The organism is Methyloligella sp. GL2 (genome assembly GCF_013341275.1).
GTDB lineage: Bacteria > Pseudomonadota > Alphaproteobacteria > Rhizobiales > Methyloligellaceae > Methyloligella.
In genome coordinates this window covers 2916420-2938205 of the sequence record NZ_CP054476.1, presented here as the reverse complement: position 1 = coordinate 2938205, position 21786 = coordinate 2916420, and the positions used below count along the sequence as shown (strand labels likewise).

At 63.6% G+C, this 21786-nt stretch carries 17 protein-coding genes; 10 read left to right on the top strand and 7 right to left on the bottom strand.

All coding sequences use genetic code 11. The annotated features are described in order from the left end of the window. The first annotated feature begins 80 nt into the window (after positions 1–80). The 5 genes from exbB to HT051_RS13640 all read left to right on the top strand — a co-directional run bounded on the left by exbB (position 81) and on the right by HT051_RS13640 (position 7509). Positions 81–1205: a tonB-system energizer ExbB gene (gene exbB / locus HT051_RS13660; RefSeq protein ID WP_246810099.1), complete on the top strand. Its 1125-nt coding sequence runs from the start codon at positions 81–83 to the stop codon at positions 1203–1205. A gap of 15 nt (positions 1206–1220) precedes the next feature. Continuing rightward, positions 1221–1712 (top strand): TonB system transport protein ExbD, encoded by a 492-nt coding sequence (exbD, locus tag HT051_RS13655; protein ID WP_174542547.1) that lies wholly within the window; start codon positions 1221–1223, stop codon positions 1710–1712. Beyond that, positions 1709–2722 (top strand): energy transducer TonB, encoded by a 1014-nt coding sequence (locus HT051_RS13650; RefSeq protein ID WP_174542546.1) that lies wholly within the window; start codon positions 1709–1711, stop codon positions 2720–2722. Before exbD ends, HT051_RS13650 begins: the two co-directional genes overlap by 4 nt. 461 nt (positions 2723–3183) lie before the next feature. Then, entirely contained in the window at positions 3184–4335 is a 1152-nt protein-coding gene (locus tag HT051_RS13645) for an efflux RND transporter periplasmic adaptor subunit (protein ID WP_174542545.1), read from the top strand. A gap of 9 nt (positions 4336–4344) precedes the next feature. Then, entirely contained in the window at positions 4345–7509 is a 3165-nt protein-coding gene (locus HT051_RS13640; protein ID WP_174542544.1) for an efflux RND transporter permease subunit, read from the top strand. Here the strand turns inward: HT051_RS13640 and HT051_RS13635 are convergent. Continuing rightward, positions 7506–8141, bottom strand: a complete 636-nt coding sequence (locus tag HT051_RS13635) for a MarC family protein (RefSeq protein ID WP_174542543.1) — start codon at positions 8139–8141, stop codon at positions 7506–7508. The two genes, HT051_RS13640 and HT051_RS13635, sit on opposite strands and share 4 nt — an antisense overlap. A 393-nt stretch (positions 8142–8534) precedes the next feature. On the opposite strand from HT051_RS13635, the gene HT051_RS13630 reads away from it, so the two are divergent. From HT051_RS13630 to HT051_RS13615, 4 genes are read left to right on the top strand one after another with little or no spacing between them, the layout of a single operon-like run. Beyond that, positions 8535–9932 carry a circularly permuted type 2 ATP-grasp protein gene (locus HT051_RS13630; protein ID WP_174543028.1) on the top strand — a complete coding sequence of 466 codons (1398 nt, stop codon included), beginning with the start codon at positions 8535–8537 and terminating at the stop codon, positions 9930–9932. Then, positions 9929–10894, top strand: coding sequence for an alpha-E domain-containing protein (locus HT051_RS13625; protein WP_208454329.1), 966 nt, complete (start codon positions 9929–9931; stop codon positions 10892–10894). The genes HT051_RS13630 and HT051_RS13625 overlap by 4 nt, the downstream gene beginning before the upstream one ends. After that, complete coding sequence (locus HT051_RS13620) at positions 10894–11730, top strand: transglutaminase family protein (RefSeq protein ID WP_174542542.1); 837 nt, start codon at positions 10894–10896, stop codon at positions 11728–11730. Before HT051_RS13625 ends, HT051_RS13620 begins: the two co-directional genes overlap by 1 nt. Positions 11731–11740: 10 nt before the next feature. Then, entirely contained in the window at positions 11741–12478 is a 738-nt protein-coding gene (locus HT051_RS13615) for a peptidase (protein ID WP_174542541.1), read from the top strand. 78 nt (positions 12479–12556) lie between these two features. On the opposite strand, the gene HT051_RS13610 is transcribed toward HT051_RS13615, so the two are convergent. Further along, positions 12557–13015, bottom strand: coding sequence for a phasin family protein (locus tag HT051_RS13610; protein ID WP_174542540.1), 459 nt, complete (start codon positions 13013–13015; stop codon positions 12557–12559). 697 nt (positions 13016–13712) lie between these two features. Here HT051_RS13610 and bcsS point away from each other — a divergent pair. After that, positions 13713–14456 (top strand): cellulose biosynthesis protein BcsS, encoded by a 744-nt coding sequence (bcsS, locus tag HT051_RS13605; protein WP_174542539.1) that lies wholly within the window; start codon positions 13713–13715, stop codon positions 14454–14456. A gap of 625 nt (positions 14457–15081) precedes the next feature. Here bcsS and HT051_RS13600 read toward each other — a convergent pair. The 5 genes from HT051_RS13600 to HT051_RS13580 all read right to left on the bottom strand — a co-directional run bounded on the left by HT051_RS13600 (position 15082) and on the right by HT051_RS13580 (position 21692). Next, positions 15082–16275, bottom strand: coding sequence for an extracellular solute-binding protein (locus tag HT051_RS13600; protein ID WP_174542538.1), 1194 nt, complete (start codon positions 16273–16275; stop codon positions 15082–15084). Positions 16276–16372: 97 nt separating this feature from the next. Next, positions 16373–18265, bottom strand: a complete 1893-nt coding sequence (locus tag HT051_RS13595; RefSeq protein ID WP_174542537.1) for an AsmA family protein — start codon at positions 18263–18265, stop codon at positions 16373–16375. A gap of 127 nt (positions 18266–18392) precedes the next feature. Continuing rightward, positions 18393–20021 carry an iron ABC transporter permease gene (locus HT051_RS13590; protein WP_174542536.1) on the bottom strand — a complete coding sequence of 543 codons (1629 nt, stop codon included), beginning with the start codon at positions 20019–20021 and terminating at the stop codon, positions 18393–18395. Positions 20022–20104: 83 nt separating this feature from the next. Continuing rightward, positions 20105–20644, bottom strand: a complete 540-nt coding sequence (locus HT051_RS13585; protein WP_174542535.1) for a hypothetical protein — start codon at positions 20642–20644, stop codon at positions 20105–20107. 10 nt (positions 20645–20654) lie between these two features. Then, a complete protein-coding gene (locus tag HT051_RS13580) occupies positions 20655–21692 on the bottom strand; it encodes a Fe(3+) ABC transporter substrate-binding protein (protein WP_371740614.1) in 1038 nt (345 codons plus the stop codon). Between the last annotated feature and the right edge of the window lie 94 nt (positions 21693–21786).

Here is a 21786-nt window from a genome sequence, read left to right as displayed (position 1 = left end):
TTCCTGTATCTAAAAGTCAAGTTTGAGCCGGCCGTCATTTCCACGGCACGGCTTTTCTGGCTGTAAGCAGGAGATTTTGAATGGGACTGGCTTCGATGGTGGCGCGCGCCGATTTGCGCGTTTTGGGGAGTGCCGCCGTAATCGCCTTTTCGCTCGGTCTGGCGCCGCAAGGCGGATATGCGCAAGACGCAGCCCAAGACGCGGCCGAGACCCCTGGCGGCGAAACCTCCGTCCCCTATGCGCCCGCCGCCCAGCCCGAAACCGTGCAGCAAGCTCCGGCCGATGCGCCGGCGAGCGATGCGCCTGCCGCCGAGGCATCTGACGCGACCCTGCCCGAGATTTCGTCAGACGTCGCATCCGAGGCCGGCGAGGCCGCCCCTCAGATTGACGGCGCGGCGAGCCCTGTGGAGCCGCAAGCCGCAAGTCAATCCGCAAGTCAATCTCCTGCGTCGGAGGCCGATGCGGGCGTTCCCTCGGAGCATCTGCCCCACGATCTCTCCCCGGTCGGCATGTTCATGGCCGCCGATTGGGTGGTGAAATCGGTGATGATCGGCTTGGCGCTTGCCTCCTTCTTCACCTGGACCATCTGGGTCGCCAAATCGCTTGAGATCGCCACCGCGAAATCCCGCGCCGAGAAGGCGCTGAAGGCCATTGCCGAGGCCTCCAGCCTGGATGCCGCGGTGCTGGCGCTTAACGATCAGAAGGGGCCCGCGGCCATGTTGGCCAAGGCGGCGAAAGAGGAGGTCACGGTCTCCTCCATGATGGGCGACCAGCTCTCGCCCGCCGGGCTGAAGGAGCGCGTCACCTCCCGCCTGTCGCGCATCGAGGCCGCCGCCGGCCGGCGCCTCTCCAAGGGCACCGGCTTTCTCGCCACCGTCGGCTCCACCGCGCCCTTCGTCGGCCTGTTCGGCACCGTCTGGGGCATCATGAACGCCTTCATCGGCATTTCCGAAGCGCAGACCACCAATCTCGCCGTGGTCGCCCCGGGCATCGCCGAAGCGCTTCTCGCCACAGCGCTCGGCCTGGTTGCCGCCATTCCGGCCGTGGTCATCTACAATCTCTTCGCCCGCTCGATCACCGGCTATCGCCAGCTGCTTGCCGATGCCTCGGCCGCGGTCGAGCGCCTGGTCAGCCGCCAGCTCGACGCCCATCAGCTTGTGCCGCAGGCCGCGGGCCGCAAGCAGCGCGCCGCAGCAGCCGAATAGGGGAGCGCACGCGTCATGGCCGGCAGCCTCAACAATATGGACAATGACGAGATGGAGGAGAGCCACGAGATCAACGTGACTCCCTTCATCGACGTCATGCTGGTGCTGCTCATCATCTTCATGGTGGCGGCGCCGCTCGCCACCGTCGACGTGAAGGTCGATCTGCCGGCCTCCACCGCCGAGCCACAGCAGCGGCCGAGCGAACCGCTCTATGTCACTGTGCAGAAGGATCTCACCGTCTCGGTCGGCGAGGCCGACGTGCCGCGCAGCGCCGTAGGCCCAGTGCTCGATCGCGCCACCAATGACAATAAGGACACCCGCATCTTCCTGCGCGCCGACAAAACGGTCGATTACGGGGACCTGATGGAGGTGATGAACGTGCTGCGCAGCGCCGGCTATCTGAAGATCGCGCTTGTCGGGCTGGAAGGGGCCGGTGCCGGCAATGCGTCTTCCGCCGCGCCGAGCAGCCCAGCCGATGTTCCAATCCAGACGATTCAAGCCCGATGAGCGATAAGATTGAAAATCGCGCTCCGGCCGCTGCCGAAGCGCCGCGCAACGCCGAAAGCTGCTGCTTTGCCTGCCATGCCCTGTGCGGGGTCGAGATCACCCGCTATTCCTGGCGCGACCGGGCGCTCTGGGGTGTTGCCGCCTTCGCCGTGATGACCTGCTATGCCGTCGCCGGTGTCTCGGTCATCGCTTTCTCCAATGCGCCCATGCAGGTCGGTGCGCCGCCCTCCGCCGTGATGGTGGAGTTCGCGCCGGAACTGGCCGCGCCGACGATGGAAGATCGCGATGTGGCGATCGGCCCGCAAGCGGAAGCCCGCGCGGCAAGTGCGGCCTCGGACGCATCCGACGCGCCGGAGGAAAATCTGGAGGAGATTGCCGAAGCGGAAGGCGACGGCGAGGAGGTCGTGCTCAATCCCCATGAGGCGGAGATCGACGATGCCGAGCAGAAGATCGCCTCTCTCGTCGATACGCCTCAGGATGTCGAAGAGGTGCGCGCGCTCGATCCGACGATTCCCGACGTCGTAGAGGCGGAAAATCCGGAAGTTGTCGTTCCCGAAGCGACGGCAGCGTCCGCAGCGCCGGAGAGCGCAACGATGGTGAAGCCCCACGCCGCATCGGCTCCCACCGAAGCTTCGGTCGAAGCCCAGCCTGAGATCCAGGAAAAGTTTGCCGAGGTGGCGATGGCACCGGCTCAGATCGAGAGTAAGGCCCAGCTCGGCGAGGCGCGGAAGGAATGGATGGCCAAGTTGGCGGCATATCTCGAGGCCAAGAAAAACTATCCGTTGGAGGCCCGTTCGAGACGCGAAACCGGCACCGTCTATGTGCAGTTTCGGATCGACGGCGCCGGCCGGCTGATCTCGGCGAGGATCTCAAAATCCTCAGGCTCGACAATCCTCGACAATTCGGTGCTGACGCTGCTTGACGAGGCATCGCCGATGCCGGCTCCGCCCGTGCAATATGCGTCTAAGGGCAAGGTTCTGACGGTGCCGTTCACCTTCAATTTGCGATAGGGGATGCGCGCAGGAATCGCGCAGCACCGCCTCGTTATTCGGAGCGTTCCGGCCGAAAAGAACGCATCCCTTTTCGGCACTGCGCCCCTAGACCGCAAGGCCGGTCGGGCAGCATTTCGTTACAATAGTTCACAATCTGTCGCTGGACGAAGCGTTGCTGCGATGCTACGTCTCGGCGACATTTTTGGAATTTTCACTAAAAAAGTCGATCCAACCGCTCGCATTTCCCTGCTCGGGCCCCTAAATAAGCGGCGTCGTAAACGGTGCCGTGCACTGAAATTGGGGGACGGGCCGACAATCCACCGAAAAGCTTGGATTTTCTCTGGAGGGGCAAGGCCCGCATACGAAATATGGTAGAAACGAAGCAGAAGCCGGCTAGCACGGCGTCGGCAAATAAGGACGCGGCAAGTAAGAGCGATGCCCCTGGTTCAGGCGGCGGTCGCGGGTTCCTTGCGATTTTGGTGATCGCAGCGCTGGTCGCTGGCGGCGTCTACTATTTCTTCTTCATGGGCGGTGGCGAGCAGCAGCAGGCGCAGCAGCAGGCCGGCCCGCCCGTGACTGTGGCCAAGCCCGCCGTGAAGGACATCACCGAGTGGAGCGACTTCACCGGTCAATTCCAGGCCAAGGAAGCGGTGGATGTGCGCGCCCGGGTCAGCGGCTATCTGGAATCCATCCATTTCGTGGACGGTCAGATCGTCAAGAAGGGCGACCTGCTCTTCGTCATCGAGCCGCGCCCCTATGAGCTTGCTCTGGATTCGGCAAAGGCCGCGCTGGAAGAGGCCAAGGCTCAGCTCCGGCTCGCCGAAGCCCAGCTGAAGCGGACCTCGCAGCTCCGCCAGAAGGACTTCGCGGCCCAGGCGACCCTCGATGAGCGCCAGGCGACGGTGGATACCGCGCGGGCGACCGTGGAATCGTCGGAAGCGGCGCTGCAGCAGGCCAAGCTCAATCTCGACTACACCCATGTGATCGCGCCCATGTCCGGCCGCGTCAGCCGTCACGAGGTGAGCGTCGGCAACCTGGTCATCGGCGGCACTGGCGGTAACGCCACGCTTTTGACCGACATCGTTTCCCTCGATCCGATCCACTTCGTGTTCAACGTCTCCGAGGCCGACGGCGCCGAATATAAGCGCCTGATCGAATCCGGTGAGGTGAAGGCGGAGCGCAATGGCGGTCTTGCGGTGGAAGGCCAGCTCATCGACGAGAAGACCTGGGACCGTGAAGGCGTCATCGACTTCGTCGACAACCAATACGACACCTCCACCGGCACCATCACCATGCGGGCGCAGTTCCCCAATCCGGATATGCACATCACGCCGGGCCAGTTCGGCCGCGTCCGCGTGCCGGCCTCTGCCCGCAAGCCCACGCTTCTGGTTCCCGATGCCGCCGTGGTGACCGACCAGTCCTCCAAGCTCCTGTTCACCGTCGACAAGGACAATAACGTGGTGCCCAAGGTGGTCGATCTCGGCCCCATCGTCGGCGACAATCTCCGCGTGATCCGCGACGGGATCGGCAAGGATGACACCGTCATCGTCGATGGGCTGATGCGCGTCCGTCCGCAGGGCAGCGTCACGCCGGAAGACTCAGAGATCGATGCCTCCTCGGTGACCGAATAAGGCCGTCCGATGAACCTCTCCCATTTCTTCATTGACCGGCCGATCTTTGCCGGTGTCGTGTCGATCCTGATCACACTGATCGGCGCGGTGTCCTTCTTCAGCCTGCCGATCGCCCAGTATCCGGAGATCGCGCCGCCCTCTATTTCGGTGGCGGCGCAATATTCCGGTGCCTCCGCCGACGTCGTGGCCAAGACCGTCGCGACGCCGTTGGAGCAGGAGATCAACGGCGTCGACAACATGCTCTATATGACGTCGCAATCGACCAGCGACGGCCGCATGACGTTGAACGTCACCTTCAAGCTGGGCACCGATCTCGATACCGCGCAGGTGCTGGTGCAGAACCGCGTGGCCATCGCCGAGCCGCGTCTGCCGGAAGAGGTGCGCGCCATCGGCGTCACGGTGAACAAGCAGTCGCCGGACCTTTTGATGGTGGTCCATCTGAGCTCGCCAGATAACTCCCGCTCGCAGCTCTATATTTCCAACTACGCCACGCTGCATGTGCGCGATGTGCTGTCCCGTATCGACGGTGTCGGCGAGGCCCGCATCTTCGGCGCCCGCGACTACTCCATGCGCATCTGGCTCGATCCGGAGAAGATGTCGGTCCGCGGGCTGACCTCCGGAGACGTGGTCGCCGCCTTGCGCGCCCAGAACGTTCAGGTCGCGGCCGGCGTCATTAATCAGCCGCCCGTGCCGCAGCCGGGTGCGTTCCAGCTCTCCGTGGAGACGCAAGGGCGCCTGCCGGACGCCGAAGCCTTCGGCAATATCATCGTCAAGACCGACGGGCAGGGGCGCATTACCCGCGTCCGCGATGTCGCGCGCGTCGAGCTCGGCGCGGCCGACTATTCGCTGAACGGTTATCTCGACAAGCGCGTCGCCACCCCGTTGGGCATCTTCCAGCGGCCCGGCTCCAATGCGTTGGACACCGCCGACGAGGTCATCGCAGCGATGGACGAGTTGTCGAAATCCTTCCCGCAAGGGCTTCGCTACGACATCGTCTATAACCCGACGGTCTTCATCTCCGAATCCATCAGCGCCGTGTATCACACCATGATCGAAGCGGTGATCCTGGTGGTCATCGTGATCGTGGTGTTCCTGCAGACATGGCGCGCCTCCATCGTGCCGATCGTCGCCATTCCGGTGTCGCTGGTCGGCACCTGTACGATGCTCGCCGCGCTCGGATTTTCGCTCAACAATCTGTCGCTATTCGGCTTGGTGCTCGCCATCGGTATCGTGGTGGACGACGCCATCGTCGTGGTGGAGAACGTGGAACGAAAAATCCGCGAGGGGCTGTCCCCCCGCGAGGCCTCCCACGCCACCATGGACGAGGTGGGCGGCGCGCTGGTCGCCATCGCCCTGGTGCTGAGTGCGGTGTTCATTCCGTCCGCCTTCCTTACCGGCATCACCGGCCAGTTCTTCCGCCAGTTCGCCGTGACCATCGCCACCGCGACCGCGATCTCGATGGTCGTGTCGCTGACCTTGAGCCCGGCGCTTTGCGCGCTGCTGTTCAAGCCGCACGAGGAGCATCACGGCGGTGGTTTCTTCGCCCGGCTGGTGCACAAGTTCTTTGGCGGATTCAACACGGTCTTCGACTGGATCGCGGACCAATACGGCCGCATGACCGCGCGCCTGGTGCGCCTGGCGGGCATCATGCTGGTCCTCTATGCCGGGCTTATCGGTCTGACGGTCTATGAATTCGGCCGGGCCCCGACCGGGTTTATCCCCAATCAGGATCTCGGCTATCTGATCAACATCATCCAGCTGCCGCCCGGCGCTTCGCTGGCCCGGACCGATGCCGTCGCCAAGAAGGTGATCGATACCGTTCTGGATACCCCCGGCGTCGCCCATGTGGTGCCGATCGTCGGTTTGGACGGCGCGACCTTCACCCAGGCGTCCAACTCGGCGGTGATCTTCTCCACCCTCGAGCCGTTCGAGGAACGAGCCGAGAAGGGGCAAACGGCTGAAGCGCTGGTCGCCGAGCTGAACCAGAAATTCGGTTCCATCAAGGAAGGCTTCCTGCTGTCCATCATGCCGCCGCCCGTGCGCGGTATCGGCACCACCGGTGGCTTCAAGATGGAAATCCAGGATGTCGGCGGCGGCGACCCGGTGCAGCTTGAGGCAGCGGCCAATGCCGTGGCGGCTCAGGCCAACCAGACGCCCGGTTTGGTCGGCGTGTTCACCGGCTTCAACACCCGGACGCCGAAGGTCTATGCCGATATCGACCGCGTCCGCGCCGAGATGATGGGCGTTTCCGCCTCCGACGTGTTCGAGACCCTCTCGGTCTATCTCGGCTCGGTCTACGTCAACGACTTCAACTATCTCGGCCGTACCTATCGCGTGACCGCACAGGCCGACGGCAAGTTCCGCCAGGATCTGCACACCATCGCCAACCTGAAGACCCGGAATTCCAACGGCGAGATGGTGCCGCTCGGTGCAGTGGCGGATTTCCGCAACATCACCGGTCCGTACCGCGTGGAGCACTTCAATATCTTCCCCTCCGCGGCGGTGCAGGGAAACACCCTGCCGGGCTACTCCTCCGGTTATGGCATCGCGGCGATGGAGAAGATCGCAAGCGAGGTGCTGCCGGCGGGCTACAGCTTCGCCTGGACCGAGCTCGCCTATCAGGAGAATGCGGCGGGCAACGCGGCGATCTACGTCTTCATCGCATCGGTGGTGTTCGTCTTCCTGCTGCTCGCAGCGCAATATGAGAGCTGGAGTCTACCCTTCAGCGTGATCTTGATCGTGCCGATGTGTCTGCTGGCCGCGGTCTCCGGTCTTATGATGCGCGGCATGGACGTCAACATCCTGGCCCAAATCGGCTTCGTGGTGTTGATCGGCCTTGCGGCGAAGAACGCCATTCTGATCGTCGAGTTCGCCAAGCAGAACGAGGAGGAGGGGCAGGACCGGTTCGCCGCCGCGACCCACGCCGCTCAAACCCGTCTGCGTCCGATCCTGATGACCTCCTTCGCGTTCATCCTCGGCGTGCTGCCGCTGATGATCGCGACCGGCGCCGGCGCCGAGATGCGCCAATCTCTCGGCACCACCGTGTTCATGGGGATGCTGGGCGTGACCTTCTTCGGTCTGCTCTTCACCCCGATCTTCTACGTGGCTGTCCGGAAGTTCGCCAAGAAGCCCCATCATCCGGGCGAGGAGAGCGAAGCGGAGACCAAGAGCTAGCCGAGAAGGTGGCTATCGGCGATGCCGTTGAAGATCGACTGCATCGCCAATGCCGCCAGCAGGATGCCGAGCACCCGCACCACCACCTTGCGGGCGGTGACGCCGAGCAGCTCTTGAATCGTCTGCGCGATCAGCAGCAGGGCGAGAGTCGCCGCCATCACCGCCAGTAGGGCGACGACCACCGCGAACTGGTTGCTGACCCCATGGCCGCCGGCGCTGAGCACGATGGCACTGGTCATCGCACCGGGGCCGGCGATCAGCGGCGTCGCCAGCGGAAACACGGCGATCTCGGTGCGTGCATCGGTCTTCGCCGCGGCCTCTTCATGCTCGGAGCTCGACAGCGTATGGGCGGTGGACGTGCCCAGCGTCATTCGGAGGGCGATGATCATCAAGATGATGCCGCCCGCCACTTTCAGCGCCGCCAGCGAGACGCCGAGCTCGGTCAGCACCGGATGACCGATCAGAACGAATCCGAGCAGAATGATGCTGGCGATCGATACCGCGCGCACCGAGATCCAGCGCCGTTCGGCGTCGGTGAAATTCGGGGTCAGGCTCGCCAAAAGCACGGCGGTGTTGATCGGATTGACTACGGCGAAGAACGCCGTGAACGCGGTGAGAAAAGTATCCAGCATCGTGGAGCTCCGGAGATTGGCCCCGCCGGGAAAAAATGGGAAAAGGGGCGGCAGAGCGATTCTCTCGCCGATAGCGCGTCCGGGCCGCTCCGTGAACCGCACCTTACGTCGCGCAAGGGGCATTCGGGGCCGGTGCCGAACGTTGCGGCAGAATCTGTCTAAGAAACAGGCGGCCAAGAAAGTTGCTCAATCGGAGAGCATCTGTTTAAGTCGTTACAACGGAAAACCGGCATGCGCGGATGCAAATGCCGGTTTGAGAGGCGACAGGGCTGCCTGGAAAGGCGTTGAATAACAAGTCGGTGCGCATTGTCCGAGAGTCTTGAGAAGGTGGAGTTGTGGGACAACTCCGGGGATCCCGAAGCCGAGGCCCGGGCCAAACAATTTTTCGATGAGATGCGCTGTCCGGACGGGACGATCCGTCCGGCCTACGCCGATTTCGCCGAATTTCTCGAAAAGGTCACGGTCGAGGAGCTGACCACCAAGACCGGTGCTGCGGAGGAGCTGTTCCGCCGCGTCGGCATCACCTTCGCCGTCTATACCGAAGGCGGCAGCACCGAGCGGCTGATCCCCTTCGACATTATTCCGCGCATCATCGACCGCTCCGAGTGGGATCTCGTCGAGCGCGGCTGCGTGCAGCGCGTCAAGGCGATCAACACCTTCCTCTACGACATCTATCACGAGCAGGAGATCATCAAGGCCGGCATCGTGCCGCCGGAGCTGGTGCTGCTCAATCCGGCCTTCCAGCCGGAGATGATGGGCGTCGATCTGCCTAACGACGTCTACGCCCATATCGCCGGCATCGATCTGGTGCGCACCGGCGCGCGCGATTTCTTCGTGCTGGAAGACAATGTCCGCACGCCCTCTGGCGTCTCCTATCTGTTGGAGAACCGGGAGGTGATGATGCGCCTCTTCCCGGACGCCTTCGCCAATCAGAACATCTCACCGGTCGGCAATTATTCCGAGCGGCTGATCGAGAATTTGCGCTCCGTCTCGCCGGGCGGCGACGAGGAGCCGGTCGTCGTGCTGATGACGCCGGGCCGGTACAACAGCGCCTATTTCGAGCATGTCTTCCTCGCCGAGCAGATGGGCGTGGAGCTGGTCGAAGGCTCCGACCTGTTCGTGCGCGACGGCTATGTCTGGATGCGGACCACCGAAGGTCCGGTCAGGGTCGACGTGATCTACCGCCGTATCGACGATCCGTTCATCGATCCGCTGGCCTTCCGCCAGGACTCGCTGCTCGGCGTGCCCGGCCTGCTCTCCGCGGTGCGTCTTGGCACCGTCAATCTGGCCAATGCGATCGGCACCGGCGTTGCCGACGACAAGGCGATGTACACCTACGTGCCGCGCATGATCGAGTTCTATCTCGGCGAGCACGCCATCCTGAAAAACGTGCAGACCTACATGCTGCGCGATCCCTCCCACCGCAAATACGTGTTCGAGAATCTCCACGACCTGGTGGTGAAGGAGGTGCACGGCTCCGGCGGCTACGGCATGCTCATCGGCCCGGCTTCCACAGCGGCGGAGCGGGAAGCCTATAAGAAGCGGGTCGAGGCCAATCCGTCCGACTTCATCGCCCAGCCGACCCTGAAGCTCTCCACCGCGCCGACCTTCGCCGACGGCAAGATCGTGCCGCGCCACGTCGATCTCCGCCCCTTCGTGCTTTCGGGCAAGGAGACTTCCGTGATCCCCGGCGGGCTCACCCGCGTGGCGCTGCGCGAGGGATCGCTGGTGGTCAATTCCAGCCAGGGCGGCGGCACCAAGGACACCTGGGTGCTGGAGGATGCCAAATGATGCTCAGCCGCACAGCGGAGAACCTGTTTTGGATGTCGCGCAATATCGAGCGGGCCGAAAACACCGCGCGCATGCTCGATGTCAGCTTCCGCATGGCGCTGTTGCCCTCGGCCATCGATATCCAGGACCTGCATTTCGATCCGATCCTCGCCATCGCGCCGGGCTGCGGCCGCTTCGACGAGCTCTACGGCGAGTTCAGCCATGAGAATATCCTGCGCTACGTGGTGCTCGACCCGCGCAACAGCGGCAGCATCTGGTCGCTGATCCACGGCGCCCGCGAGAATGCCCGCGCCCAGCGCACCGCGATTTCCAGCGAGGCCTGGGAGAGCATCAACGCCACTTGGCTGCAGGTGCAGTATCTCGATTACGAAGGGCTGCAGCGCTGGGGCTTCCGCGATTTCTTCGAATGGGTGAAGGAGCGCTCGCATCTGTTCCGCGGCGTGACTTTCGGCACGTTGCTGCATGACGATGCCTTCCGCTTCATCCGCCTCGGCACCTTCATCGAGCGCGCCGACAACACCGCCCGCATCCTCGACGTGAAATATCACGTGCTGCTGCCCGAGACCGAGGAGGTCGGCGGTTATGTCGATTACTATCAATGGGCGGCGCTGCTGCGCTCCGTCGGGGCGTTCCGCGCCTATCGCCGCATCTATCACGATACGGTCTATCCCTGGCGCGTCGCCGAGCTTCTGATCCTGCGGCAGGATATGCCCCGCTCGCTGCATCATTGCTACGAGGCGGTGATCGGCTCCCTCGACGAGCTTGCCGGCAAGAAGCCGCTGGAATGCCGCCGCATCGCCGGGCAGACCTATTCCGGGCTCAAATACGGCCGCATCGACAAAATCTTCAATTGCGGGCTGCACGAATTCCTGTCCGACTTCCTTCAGAACAACAATGCGCTGGGCATTCAAATCCAGGAGGACTTCCTGATGACCCCGGCCTCTATCGCAGCGGTGGCCTGATGCTGGTCCGTATCGAACACACCACCCAATACGAGTATTCGCAGCCGCTGCTCACCAGCACGCAGTATTTGCGCATGACTCCGCTCTCGGGGCGCACCCAGGCGGTGGAGACCTGGAATCTCTCCACCCCCGGCGCCTCGACCTTCGAATGGTCCGATCAATACGGCAATCGCTGCCATACCCTGACCGTCAACAAGCCGGTCAGCGCCTTGAAGGTGAAGGTGAGCGGGCTGGTGCGCACCAGGAACACCGACGGCATCGTCGGCCTGGCGCCCTCCGAGCTCCCCACGGAGCTGTATCTGCGCGAGACCATGTACACCTTGTGCAGCCCGGCGATCTGCGATTTCGCCGAGCCCTTCCGCAAGCAGGCCGAAAGCAATCTGATCGATGCGCTCCACGCCATCATGCTGAAGATCGCCGATACGGTGACCTATTCGCCGGGCGATACCCATGTCCACACCACCGGCGCCGAAGCCTTGGAGCAGGGCAGCGGCGTCTGTCAGGATCACGCGCATATCTTCTGCGCCATCTGCCGCAAGCTCGGCATTCCGGCGCGCTATGTCAGCGGCTATCTCGCCGCCGACCAGGAGCACGAAGCTCACGCTGCTAGCCACGCTTGGGCGGAGGCTTATGTCGAGCGTCTTGGCTGGGTCAGCTTCGATCCCACAAATCGCTCATCAGCGACCGAAGCGCATATTCGCACCGCGGTCGGCTTGGACTATTCTGAGGCCAGTCCGATTCGCGGCGTGCGCAGTGGCGGTGGTGTTGAGACCATGCATGCGACCGTCGCCTTTCCTGGTCAGGCCCAAATGCAGTCTCAGTCCCATTCGCAATAGGATTCCCGCCGTGACGTACTGCGTCGGTATTCTGCTCGATGACGGAATCGTGCTCGCTTCCGACTCCCGCACCAATGCGGGCATCGACAGGGTGTCCACATTCCGCAAGATGCATGTCTTCGAGAAGCCGGGCGAGCGCTTCTTCGCCGTGCTGACCGCGGGCAATCTGTCGCTCACCCAAGGGGTGATCAGCCTGATCGACGAATGGCTCGGCTGCGAGGATCCGGAGCGCGATCTCTGGGCGGTGGATTCCATGTTCGGCGCCGCCCGCGTCATGGGCAAGGCCATGCGCGAGATGCACACTATCGACGATCCGCACATGCTGCAGGCGCAGGTCGATTACAGCGCTTCGATCCTGCTGGCAGGCCAGGTGAAGGGCGGCAAGCTGCGCCTGTTCATGGTCTATGACGCCGGCAATTTCATCGAGGCGATGGGCGACACCTGCTATTTCCAGATCGGCGAGGTGAAATACGGCAAGCCCATTCTCGACCGCATCCTCAATCCTAAATCCAGCTTGGACGATGCCGTGAAATGCGCGCTGATCTCGTTCGATTCCACCATGCGCTCCAACGTCTCCGTCGGGCCGCCCATCGATATCCTGATCTATCGGCGCGATAGCTTCGAGCCGGCCTTCACCGAAAGGCTCGACCAGAACGACCCCTATCTCCAGTCCATCCACGAGAAATGGGGCAAGGCGATCCTGGAGGCCTTCGGCCATATCGAGGATGAGCCCGGCTGGAAGTATTAGCGCGAGGGACACGCCCTCGCGCCAAAGCGTCTTTCGAAAATTGTTTTCTGAGCGGCCAGCCGGCCGCAGCGGCGGTTGCTAGTAGGAGCTGCCGCTCTCGCCGGGCTTCGATCCGAAGCCGGGGCTGCTGGCGCTGCCGCTCGGCGAGAACGGATTGCCGGCGCCCGGATTGGACTCTTGGATGGCCTTCGCCGCCATGTCTCGGACTTCCTCAAGCTGCTTGGAGAAAGTTTCCATCTGGGTCTTGGCGTGCTGGCTCTGCATCGCCAGCGCCTCGTTGAAGTCCTTCGCCTCGGCCAGCTTCATGGCGAAGGCGAAATTCGCTTCGGCATTGGCGCGGCCGATCTCGGCGATGCGGTGATTCAGATCCCGCACGCTTTCCCGCGCGGTCACCGAGTTGGTCTCGAAAGCGCGTAGCGCCTTCTCGCTATTGGCGGCGAATGTCTCGAAAGAATACCGCGCCTGCTCGATGCCCATCTTCATCAGCGCGCGCAACGATTCCGGTACTTCCATCTTGCTGAATGCCTCGTTCGGCATACTGTCCTCCGTTACTTCCCGATCGGCTTTGGTTTCGTCTCCCGCCCGCGCCTCGTGCATCCCCGCATCCACGAAGGCCTTCGCATTCGCCTGCGCTTTCTCCATTGCCAGAAGCCACGTGCTGGTTGGCCACCACGCCGCCCACATCAGACTTCTGAACATCAACGATAGCATAGAGCTTCCCTCGAAGCAGTCGGCACGATCACAGCTTCGCGCCCCAATCGTTTCTTCGCAGATCGAAAAGCAAGTTTCGAGGATTATACGAGAATTTGGTTTCTAACTTCTCCATTGTGACAAGGCCGCGAAAGACACGTCTTTGAAACCTGATGCATCTCGCCGCTCCAGGTTTTGCAGGAGAGCGGCGCGCGCCACGTTTTCGGTCCGGCCGGCAGCGATCGCTTTCGCCGCGGCGGAGGTCGAGCTGTGCCGGTTAGATGACGTGGAACGCCGCCGATCCGGCAAGAACAAAAGAAAAACATATAACCTAAGCGCGCTCTGTAGCATTATATACACGTCTTACGTGTATTCCGGGCGGCTTTTGTTGAAGTTGCAGAAATAACATTGGCCCCCTTCTGGTTGATCTCCCATAGTGAAGCCGTTGGGGGATGGGTTTGCTGTGTTTGGGTCGCGCAAAGTCTGGCACTGTCCTGCCGGGATAAAGGGAGGCAACGCCGGAGCATGGCGCCGGATGGCCGCCATGCTGTCTGCCGTCCTCCTGGCTGTTCCGATTTCTCTTCCGCTTTTCGATTTCTCCGCCGTGCGTGCCGAGGAGGTCTCGCAGACCGCTCCGCCCGGCGTGGAGATTTTCAGCGGCTTCGGCGTGAATGGAAATTCCGCCGCCGGTTATCTTGGCGCCGGCACTGCATTCGGCAGCAGCCTGTGGCAGCCCGGCTTTCGCGGCCGCATCGTCGGCGCCTATGGCGGTTACAATTACGACGGCACCCTGGCTGCACCCGGCGGCCGGCAAAGTGTCACCTTCGACGGCAACAACACCTACGGTGCGGCGCTGCTCGGCTATCAGTTCCAGCCGGGCAGGGCGGTGGTGAAGCTCTTCGCCGGCATCGAAGCCGAAGACCAGGATATCTCGCCGAGAGATCCGAACAACTCGGTGCAGGGAAGCGCGGTCGGCCTGCGCGTCCAGGCGGAAAGCTGGTTCGATCTTTCGGCGCGGAGTTTCGTTACCTTGGATGCCTCCTACGGCACCGCCTTTCAGGAATACTGGACCGCGAGCCGCCTCGGCTTCCGCCTTCGCCCCAAGCTCGCTGTCGGGCTCGAGGGCGGCGCGCAAGGCAATCGGGAATATAATGCCGGGCGCGGCGGCGCCTTTGTCCAGCTCCAGCTTCCGCGCGTGGAGGTCATCGCGGCAAGCGGCGTCACCGGCGACTATCTGGAGCGCCAGGGCAGCGCTTATTTCACTCTCAACCTCTACCGCGCGTTCTGACCTGCACGATGCATCGACGAGTGAGTTTGGTTTGAATTGTGAGGGAGAAAGAGGAGACGTGCTGCCGGCCCCGCTCCGGCAGCACGTTAGTCACAATGAGCCGTACGGCCTCATCGTCCGAGGCCAATCCTCCGGCCTCGCGCCCTCTTTGGTCTCGTAATTTGAGAGAGAGAACTCGTCTGTGAAGCGATCCGCCTCCAACGCTCTCTTGCGTTTAAGATGGCGCAACACGGACGCCAACGCAAACCCAACAATGCCCGGCTTGGCATTTTTTCCCGGTTGTGAATCGGCGGTTCGAAACTGCCGGGGTTTCGCTGGAAAACGCGCGTTTGATCGATGGTACACGGATGAAGCGCAGCGGGCGGCATCGCCGTGTGCCGCGCGGTGCAGGCGCAAAATCGAATTCGGTAGCCTGCTCAGCTCTATAGACGAAGCACTCGAAATTCGACTTCATCCGGCTTGATTTGACGCGACATGACGTCGGCGCTACGCCGCCCGGCTCTTCCGGCTTGCGCTCAGGCGCATGCGCCAAGGAGGCTCTGTGGCGGATCAGTGACAGTGCAAGGCTGCATCCGACATATTTCTGTCAGAGATGCGTGAACGCACTGCATCGGCAGGTCCGCGCTCAGCGGTCCTCTTTCTTTTTTCTCTTCTTCTTTTTGCGCTGGCCGGCATCCGCCGTCGCGTCGGTCTTCCGCGAAGCGTCTTTGCGCCAAGCTTCGAAGCGCGCTTCCAGCTTTGCGCCGTGCTTCTCCCACCACAGCTCGTCGAACTGCAGCGCGTTCGAAAAATGTGCCGGCGCCGTCGGCAGGAACGGCCGCATATCGGTGCCGATCATCGGATGGTTTCCGACCAGCGGAATGGCCGAACGGCGCATCGGCCCGTAGGCGGTGAGCTCGGCTTGGGCGGCAAGCCGCTTCGGCGCCGTGGCGAAGGCGATGAACTTCCGCGCCTCGTCCTTGTTGGCGGCATCTTCGGGGATTGCCCAATGGTCGAGATCGTAGATCTGCCCGTCCCAGAGAATGCCGATCAGGTCCGGCGCCTCGACCGCCGAACGGAAGATGCGTCCGGTATAGGCAAGCCCCATCGTGGCCTTGCCGTCATGCACCCAGCTTAGCGGCGTCGAGGGCCGGGTCCACCAGGCGATATAGCTTTTGATCTTGTCCAGCGCGGCGAAAGCGCGGTCCTGGCCTTGCGGCGTCGCCAGCACGTTGTAGACGCGGCCTGGCGGCACACCGTCCGCCATCAGCGCCGTCTCCAGCGTGTAGCGTGCGGTCTTCGGCAAGGCGCGCCGTCCCGGGAACCCGTTCAGGTCGAGGAAGGCGGATAGCTTGGTTGGCGCAGGCTTCAGCTTGTCCTTGTTGAACACCACCGCCGCCGACCAGGCGACGCTCGCCACGCCGCATTTGGAAAGACCGCCGGGCAGAAAATCCCCTGCCGCGCTCGAGGCCGGAGTCGCGGCCCGCGCATCGCCCGCATTTTGACCGGCCGAGAGTGCGACGCCGCCTTGCGCCGGCTCCAGGATGGATTTGTCGATCGGATCGAGCAGCTCTTTCTCGCACAGCGTCTTCAGCGCGGCGGTCGAGACATCGACCACATCCGGATCCTCGCCGATCTGCGCTTCGATCTCCTTGAGGCTGCCGTCATAGCTCTTCACCTCGACCTCGATTCCGGTCTCCTTGGTGAAGGGCGCGAAATAGGCTTCGCGCTGCGACTGCTCATACGCCCCGCCCCAGGTAACGACGCTGAGCGGGCTCTCCGCCTTGGCGGGAAGGGGCGTGACAGCCAGCAGCCCGGTCAGCAAGACAGAAGCAAACAAGCCGGCGCGGGCCTTCCCTCTCCCGCCAATATGTCTCGCTTGCCCCGTTCTCACCATGCCATCGCACCTCTAGCTGATACGGTCCCTCATACGCATCTCAGTTCTGCGTCACCGGCGTTGGCGGCGCGATCGCAGGCGCCGCGACGCCCGCCGTGCCCGCATTGACGCGCCCGATCACCGGCTGTGCCAGCGGCCCGCGAATGGCGACCTGCTTCTGCGCCGGCACGGGAGTGGCGTCCGCCTTGCTGTCGTCCCGGTGCAGCAGCTGCAAGCTCCAATTCAGGCTGCGCTCGGCGATATCGATATCGCCCGTCCCGGATATAGGACCGGTCGGCGTCTCCAGCGAGAGCTTGGGGCACCAAATATGTTCGGAGCCGACATGGCAGGTGGCCTTGAGCTCGCTGAACGGGCTGTCGGACTCCTCCGCCCAGCCGACTCCCTCCAGCGGGCCGTCATCGTCCATCAACGCGGCGACATCAATCGGCAGCCCGCCATCCTCGGCGAAGACGCGGAAATTGCCCGAGAGGTTCTGCAGGATCTGCCCCCAGTCCTGCCCCTGGCTCGACACCGTGCCCTTCAGCGTGCCGGTGCCGGAAAAGGGCAGATCCTCGCCGAGCAGCGCCAGACAGGATTCGATGGAGACCTTGTCGAGATGGCCGGTCAGGTCGCCGCGTGCGCGCGGTTCGGAAATGTCGAGGCGCAGGCGCCCGCTCAACGCGCCGCCGCAAAGCTCCAGCTCGCCGACATCGCCCACCAGCACCCCGTGATTGGAGGAGAGGGTGAAGGCGCCGCCGCCGAGCTTCCGCCCGCGGACTGCCACCGAGGAGGCGGAAAGCCGCAGGTCGGTATCGATCCAGCGCACCAGGGGCCAGTCGAACAGTCGCGCCTTGCCTGCAGACTGTGCGGGCATGTCGGCGAGCTTCGCCGGCTCCGCTGCGTCTTCGTCTGTTCCCTCGACCGTCTCGTCTGTCGTCGCTTCTTTCGCGTCGTCGGCCGGAAAATAGGGATCGAGATTGAGCGCGCCGAAAGCCAGCGTCGCCTCGACCCGAGGCCGGTCGGCCTTATGGCCGATCATCAAAAGCCCCGAAGCCTCATTGCCGTCGAGCGAGAACCGCCCTTCGTCGAAGGTGAGCGCGCCATCGGAAGCCTCAAACCGCCCGTTGGCCGAGAAATCGCGCAAGCCCGGCCCGTCCAGCTCCGCAATGCCGGACCATTTCAGCAGCTTGCGCAGATCGGGAATTGCGCTGCGCATATCGCCGGCAAGATGCAGCGACGGCCGCAAGCCCGCCCGCCCTTTGAGTCTGGCGGTCAAGATCGGTGAGGTCACGTCGAAGGTCACCGGCACCGTTGCATCGGGCGCGGCATCCTCGGCGAGCAGCGGCGCAAGCTTGGTCTTCAGCGCGAACTGCACCGGCTCGCCATGCCATTCGAACGAGCCTTCGGCGGAGGCGAGTTCCGCCGAGCGTCCGGCGTCGATCCGCGCGTTCAGATGCGCGATCTTCTGGCTTCCACCGCCGGAAAGGATCTCGACCTCGCCATCCTTGATCTCCAGCACCTCCACCGGCGTGGTGCGATAGAGCTCGGTCAGCAGCTTGCCGGCGGTTTTGGCCGGCGCATCGTCGTCCTTGGCGACAATCTTGAATTTCGGTTCGCGCAGCTTCAGCGACTCGATGGTCAGCCGCCCGATAAGGAGATCGCTGAGGCTCAGAGCCACCTTGGCCCGCTCGGCGGAGACTGAAACCGTGTATGGGAAGCGCGTCGCTTCGGCGATCTCGATGCCGGCGCGGATCGAGATGTCCGGGAAATAGCGCACCTCCACCGGCCCGGTCAGCCACACCGCACCGCCGGTCCACCCCTCCAGCTTGGCCGCAACCCTTTGGCGAAAGCCGGAGGTGTCGCCGATGGCCCAGGGCAGTAGAGCAATGATGGCAAGGGCGGCGACGACAACCAGGAGAAGAAGCCGTTTCCAGGGCAGTTGCCGCGGCTTCATGACGACCACCTTTGACTATGGGTTACCGTTTGATGACGGCACCTTTGGAAATCGAGGACAAGTCACGCTTGTAACTGGATAGAACAAGGATAGCGACCCCGCGGCCAAATTTTGTCAACGGACCGAATTATCGGCTTGGATAAGCTGGGGATGACAATCCGGCGCGGACCGGACGGGTCGGGGCGAGCCCGCCGCGAAGCGCTGCGTGACGCGAATCGGCGCCCAGCGCCCGGTGCAGCAAAAGCACCGGCAAAAGGCTGACCAGAACGATGGCAAGCGCCGAAAGTCCCGCCTCCTCATAGCGATACAGCTCCGCCAGAGTGAAGACCTCGGTCGCCAGTGTTTCGAAATTGAAGGGGCGGAGCAGCAAGGTCGCAGGCAGCTCCTTCATGCTGTCGACGAAGACCAGAAGCGCCGCCGCGCCAAGGGCAGGGCGGAGCAGCGGCAAATGGATGCGCCGCAGGGTTTGTGACGGGCTGGCGCCGAGGGTGCGGCTGGCCGCGTCCATATTGCTCGAGATGCGCGAGAACCCCGCCTCCGTCGCACCGAACGAGGCAGCGAGGAAGCGGATGCTATAAGCGAGCACGATGGCAAACGCCGTGCCGGTGAGGAGCGGCAGCCCGCCATTTCCGGTCAACGTCTCGCGAAGCCGCAGCAGCCCGTCATCGAGAAAGGCGAGCGGCACCAGCAGGCCGAGCGCCAGCACCGTGCCCGGCACCGCATAACCGATGGAGGGGACCAGACTCACCGCCCGCACCAGGCGCGACTGCGTCATCCGCCGCGCATAGGCCAGCACCAGCGCGAAGACGAGGGCCAGCACCGCGGCGATTATGGCGAGCGACAGGCTGTTCCAGGCCGCGCTCAGGAAAGCTTCTTCCGTCGCCCGCGGCAGATAGGTGAGCGCGGAGCGAAGCAGCACCAGCGCTGGAAGCGCAAAGCCGATCACGATCGGCAGGATGCAGGCGGTCGTGGCGGCCCAGCCGCGCCAACCGGTCAGCGTCACGGCCGGGGGACGCATGTCCTTGCCGCCAAGCTGATGGAAACGCCGCCGGCCGCGCGAGCTGCGCTCCAAAGCGACCAGCACCAGCACGAAGCCCAGCATCACGCAGGCGATCTGTGCCGCGCCCGACAGGCTGTTGCGCGACAGCCAAGTGTCGTAGACGGCGACGGTAAGCGTCTTGACCCCTAAGAATTCCACCGCGCCGATATCGTTCAGCGTCTCCATCAGGGCTAGCGCCACGCCGGCGGCGAGAGCCGGGCGCGCCAGCGGCAGGCCGATGCGCCAGAAGGTCTCCGACGGTCCGGCGCCGAGTGTGCGGCTCGCTTCCAGAAGACTCACCGATTGCTGCAGGAAGCTCGCCCGCGCGGTGAGATAGACATAAGGGTAGAGCACTGCGCTCAAGAGAAAGATCGCCCCGCCCAGCGTGCTGATATTGGGAAACCAGTAGTCGCGCGCGCTTTGCCAGCCGAACGCCTCGCGCAAATAGACCTGCACCAGGCCGGTATAGTCGAACAGCTCCAGGTAACAGAAGGCGATGATGTAGCTGGGGACCGCGAGCGGCAGCAGAAGCAGCCAGGCGAGCTGCTTGCTGCCCGGAAAGCGGTACATGGTGACAAGCCAAGCCGTGCCGGTGCCGACCGTCAGCGTCAGCACCGCGACGCCGGCCATCAGCCCGAGGGTCTGGCGCAACACGCCGGGCAGCACATTGGCGGCCAGATGCGGCCAGATGCTCTCCTCGCCACTGCCGGCGGCCATGGCGAGGATCGCCGCAAGCGGGGCGAGCGTGACCGCAACGACAGCGAGTGCCGCGGCGGTCAGCCCAAGATGCCCGGTTGCGTTCAGCCGCGGCCTGCAGCGGCAGCGTTCTCACCGCCGCGGGAATTGGCGGCCAGCGCCGCCACCGCTTCGGGGCTCAGCCGCAGATCGGCATCCTGCAGCACATCGCCGAAGGCGTTGGCCGCATCGATCACCGGATCGACGAAGCTGGAGCCGGTCAGCGCCAGGGCGCAGGCCTGCATCGCCGGGCAGCGGCTATGCTGCGAGGCGGCGATCAGCGACACCGCCATGCACTCATCCGGGCAGAAGCCGTTGCAGCCGAACGGGTAGTACTCGATCTTGCGCGAGGCATGGCCGCGCAAGGTGCGCACCCAGCAGGCCAGCTCGGTCACCGCGCGCTTGGCCCGCTCCGGTCCCAGCGCCTTGGAATATTCGTTCCAACCGGTCTCCCAGCAGGCGATGTCGCCGGTGTCGTAGCCGGCGAGCCAGCAGCGGAAGCCGACCCCGACCAGCCATTCGGCGCCCTGCCGCGGCGGAACGTAAAGTTGGCTTGAGGACCCCATATCCACCATGCCGTTCAGTTGCTTGTTGTGAAAGCTCATATCAGCCTCCTTACGAGCTCGGCCCGTCGTCGAAACCCACTTTGTCGACGAGCTCGCTCGCCCTCTTTCTCAGAGCCGCGATTTCATTGAGTGATAGGGGATCGGCTTTGAAGTCGCCCCAGGATTGCACCAAGTCCGACCAGGCCACCCCCTGCTTTACCGGGTATTCGTGGTTGACCTCGGCATAGATTTCCTGCCCCTCGTCCGAGGCCAGGAATTCGAGCAGCTTCACCGCGTTCTCCCGGTGCGGCGCGTCCTTGACCAGCACCGCGCCGGAGAGATTCACATGGGTGCCGCGGCCTTCCGTGTTGGGGAAGACGATGCGCACCGACTCTGCCCATTCTTTCTGCTCGGGCTCATCCTCATTGGTGAGCATGGAGCCCATGTAATACGTATTGGCGATGGCGATATCGCACTCGCCGGTATAGACGCCCTTCACCTGCAGCCGGTCGTTGCCGGCCGGCTTGCGGGCCAGGTTGTTCTTCAGCCCGGTCAGCCACGCCTCGGTCTCTTCCTCGCCGTGATGGGCGATCATCGAGGCGATCAGCGCGATGTTGTAGGGATGCTGCCCGGAGCGGATGCAGATCTTGCCCTGCCATTTCGGCTCGGCCAGCTCCTCATAGGTGAAGCTGTCCTGATCCACCCGGTCCTTGGAGGCGTAGATCACCCGCGCCCGGCGGGTGAGGCCCCACCAGCTACCGTCTTCGGCGCGATACTGCGCCGGGATCTCCGCTTCCAGCGGCTCGGAGGTGAAGGCTTCCGCAATGCCGGCATCCACCGCTTGGGTGAGATTGCCGATATCGGTGGTGAGCAGCACGTCGGCCTGCGAATTGCGGCCGAGCGTTGCGATACGCTCGATCAGTCCGGATTTGGCATAGACCACATTGACCGTGATGCCGGTCTCGTCGGTGAAACGGTCGAACAGAGGTGCGATCAGATAAGGCTGGCGGTAGGAAAAGACATTGACCTCGCCGGCAGCCTCGTCGGCCGCGGCCGGATTGCCGGATAGGGTCAGCGTCGCCGCGCCAAGCGCCAGGCCGAAAGCCATAGGCGCCAACGCCGCCATACGCACAAGGGCGGACTTCATCTCACTCCTCCAATAGGCGGGGTTCAAGGCCCCGGTATCGGATCGGCCTGCGCAT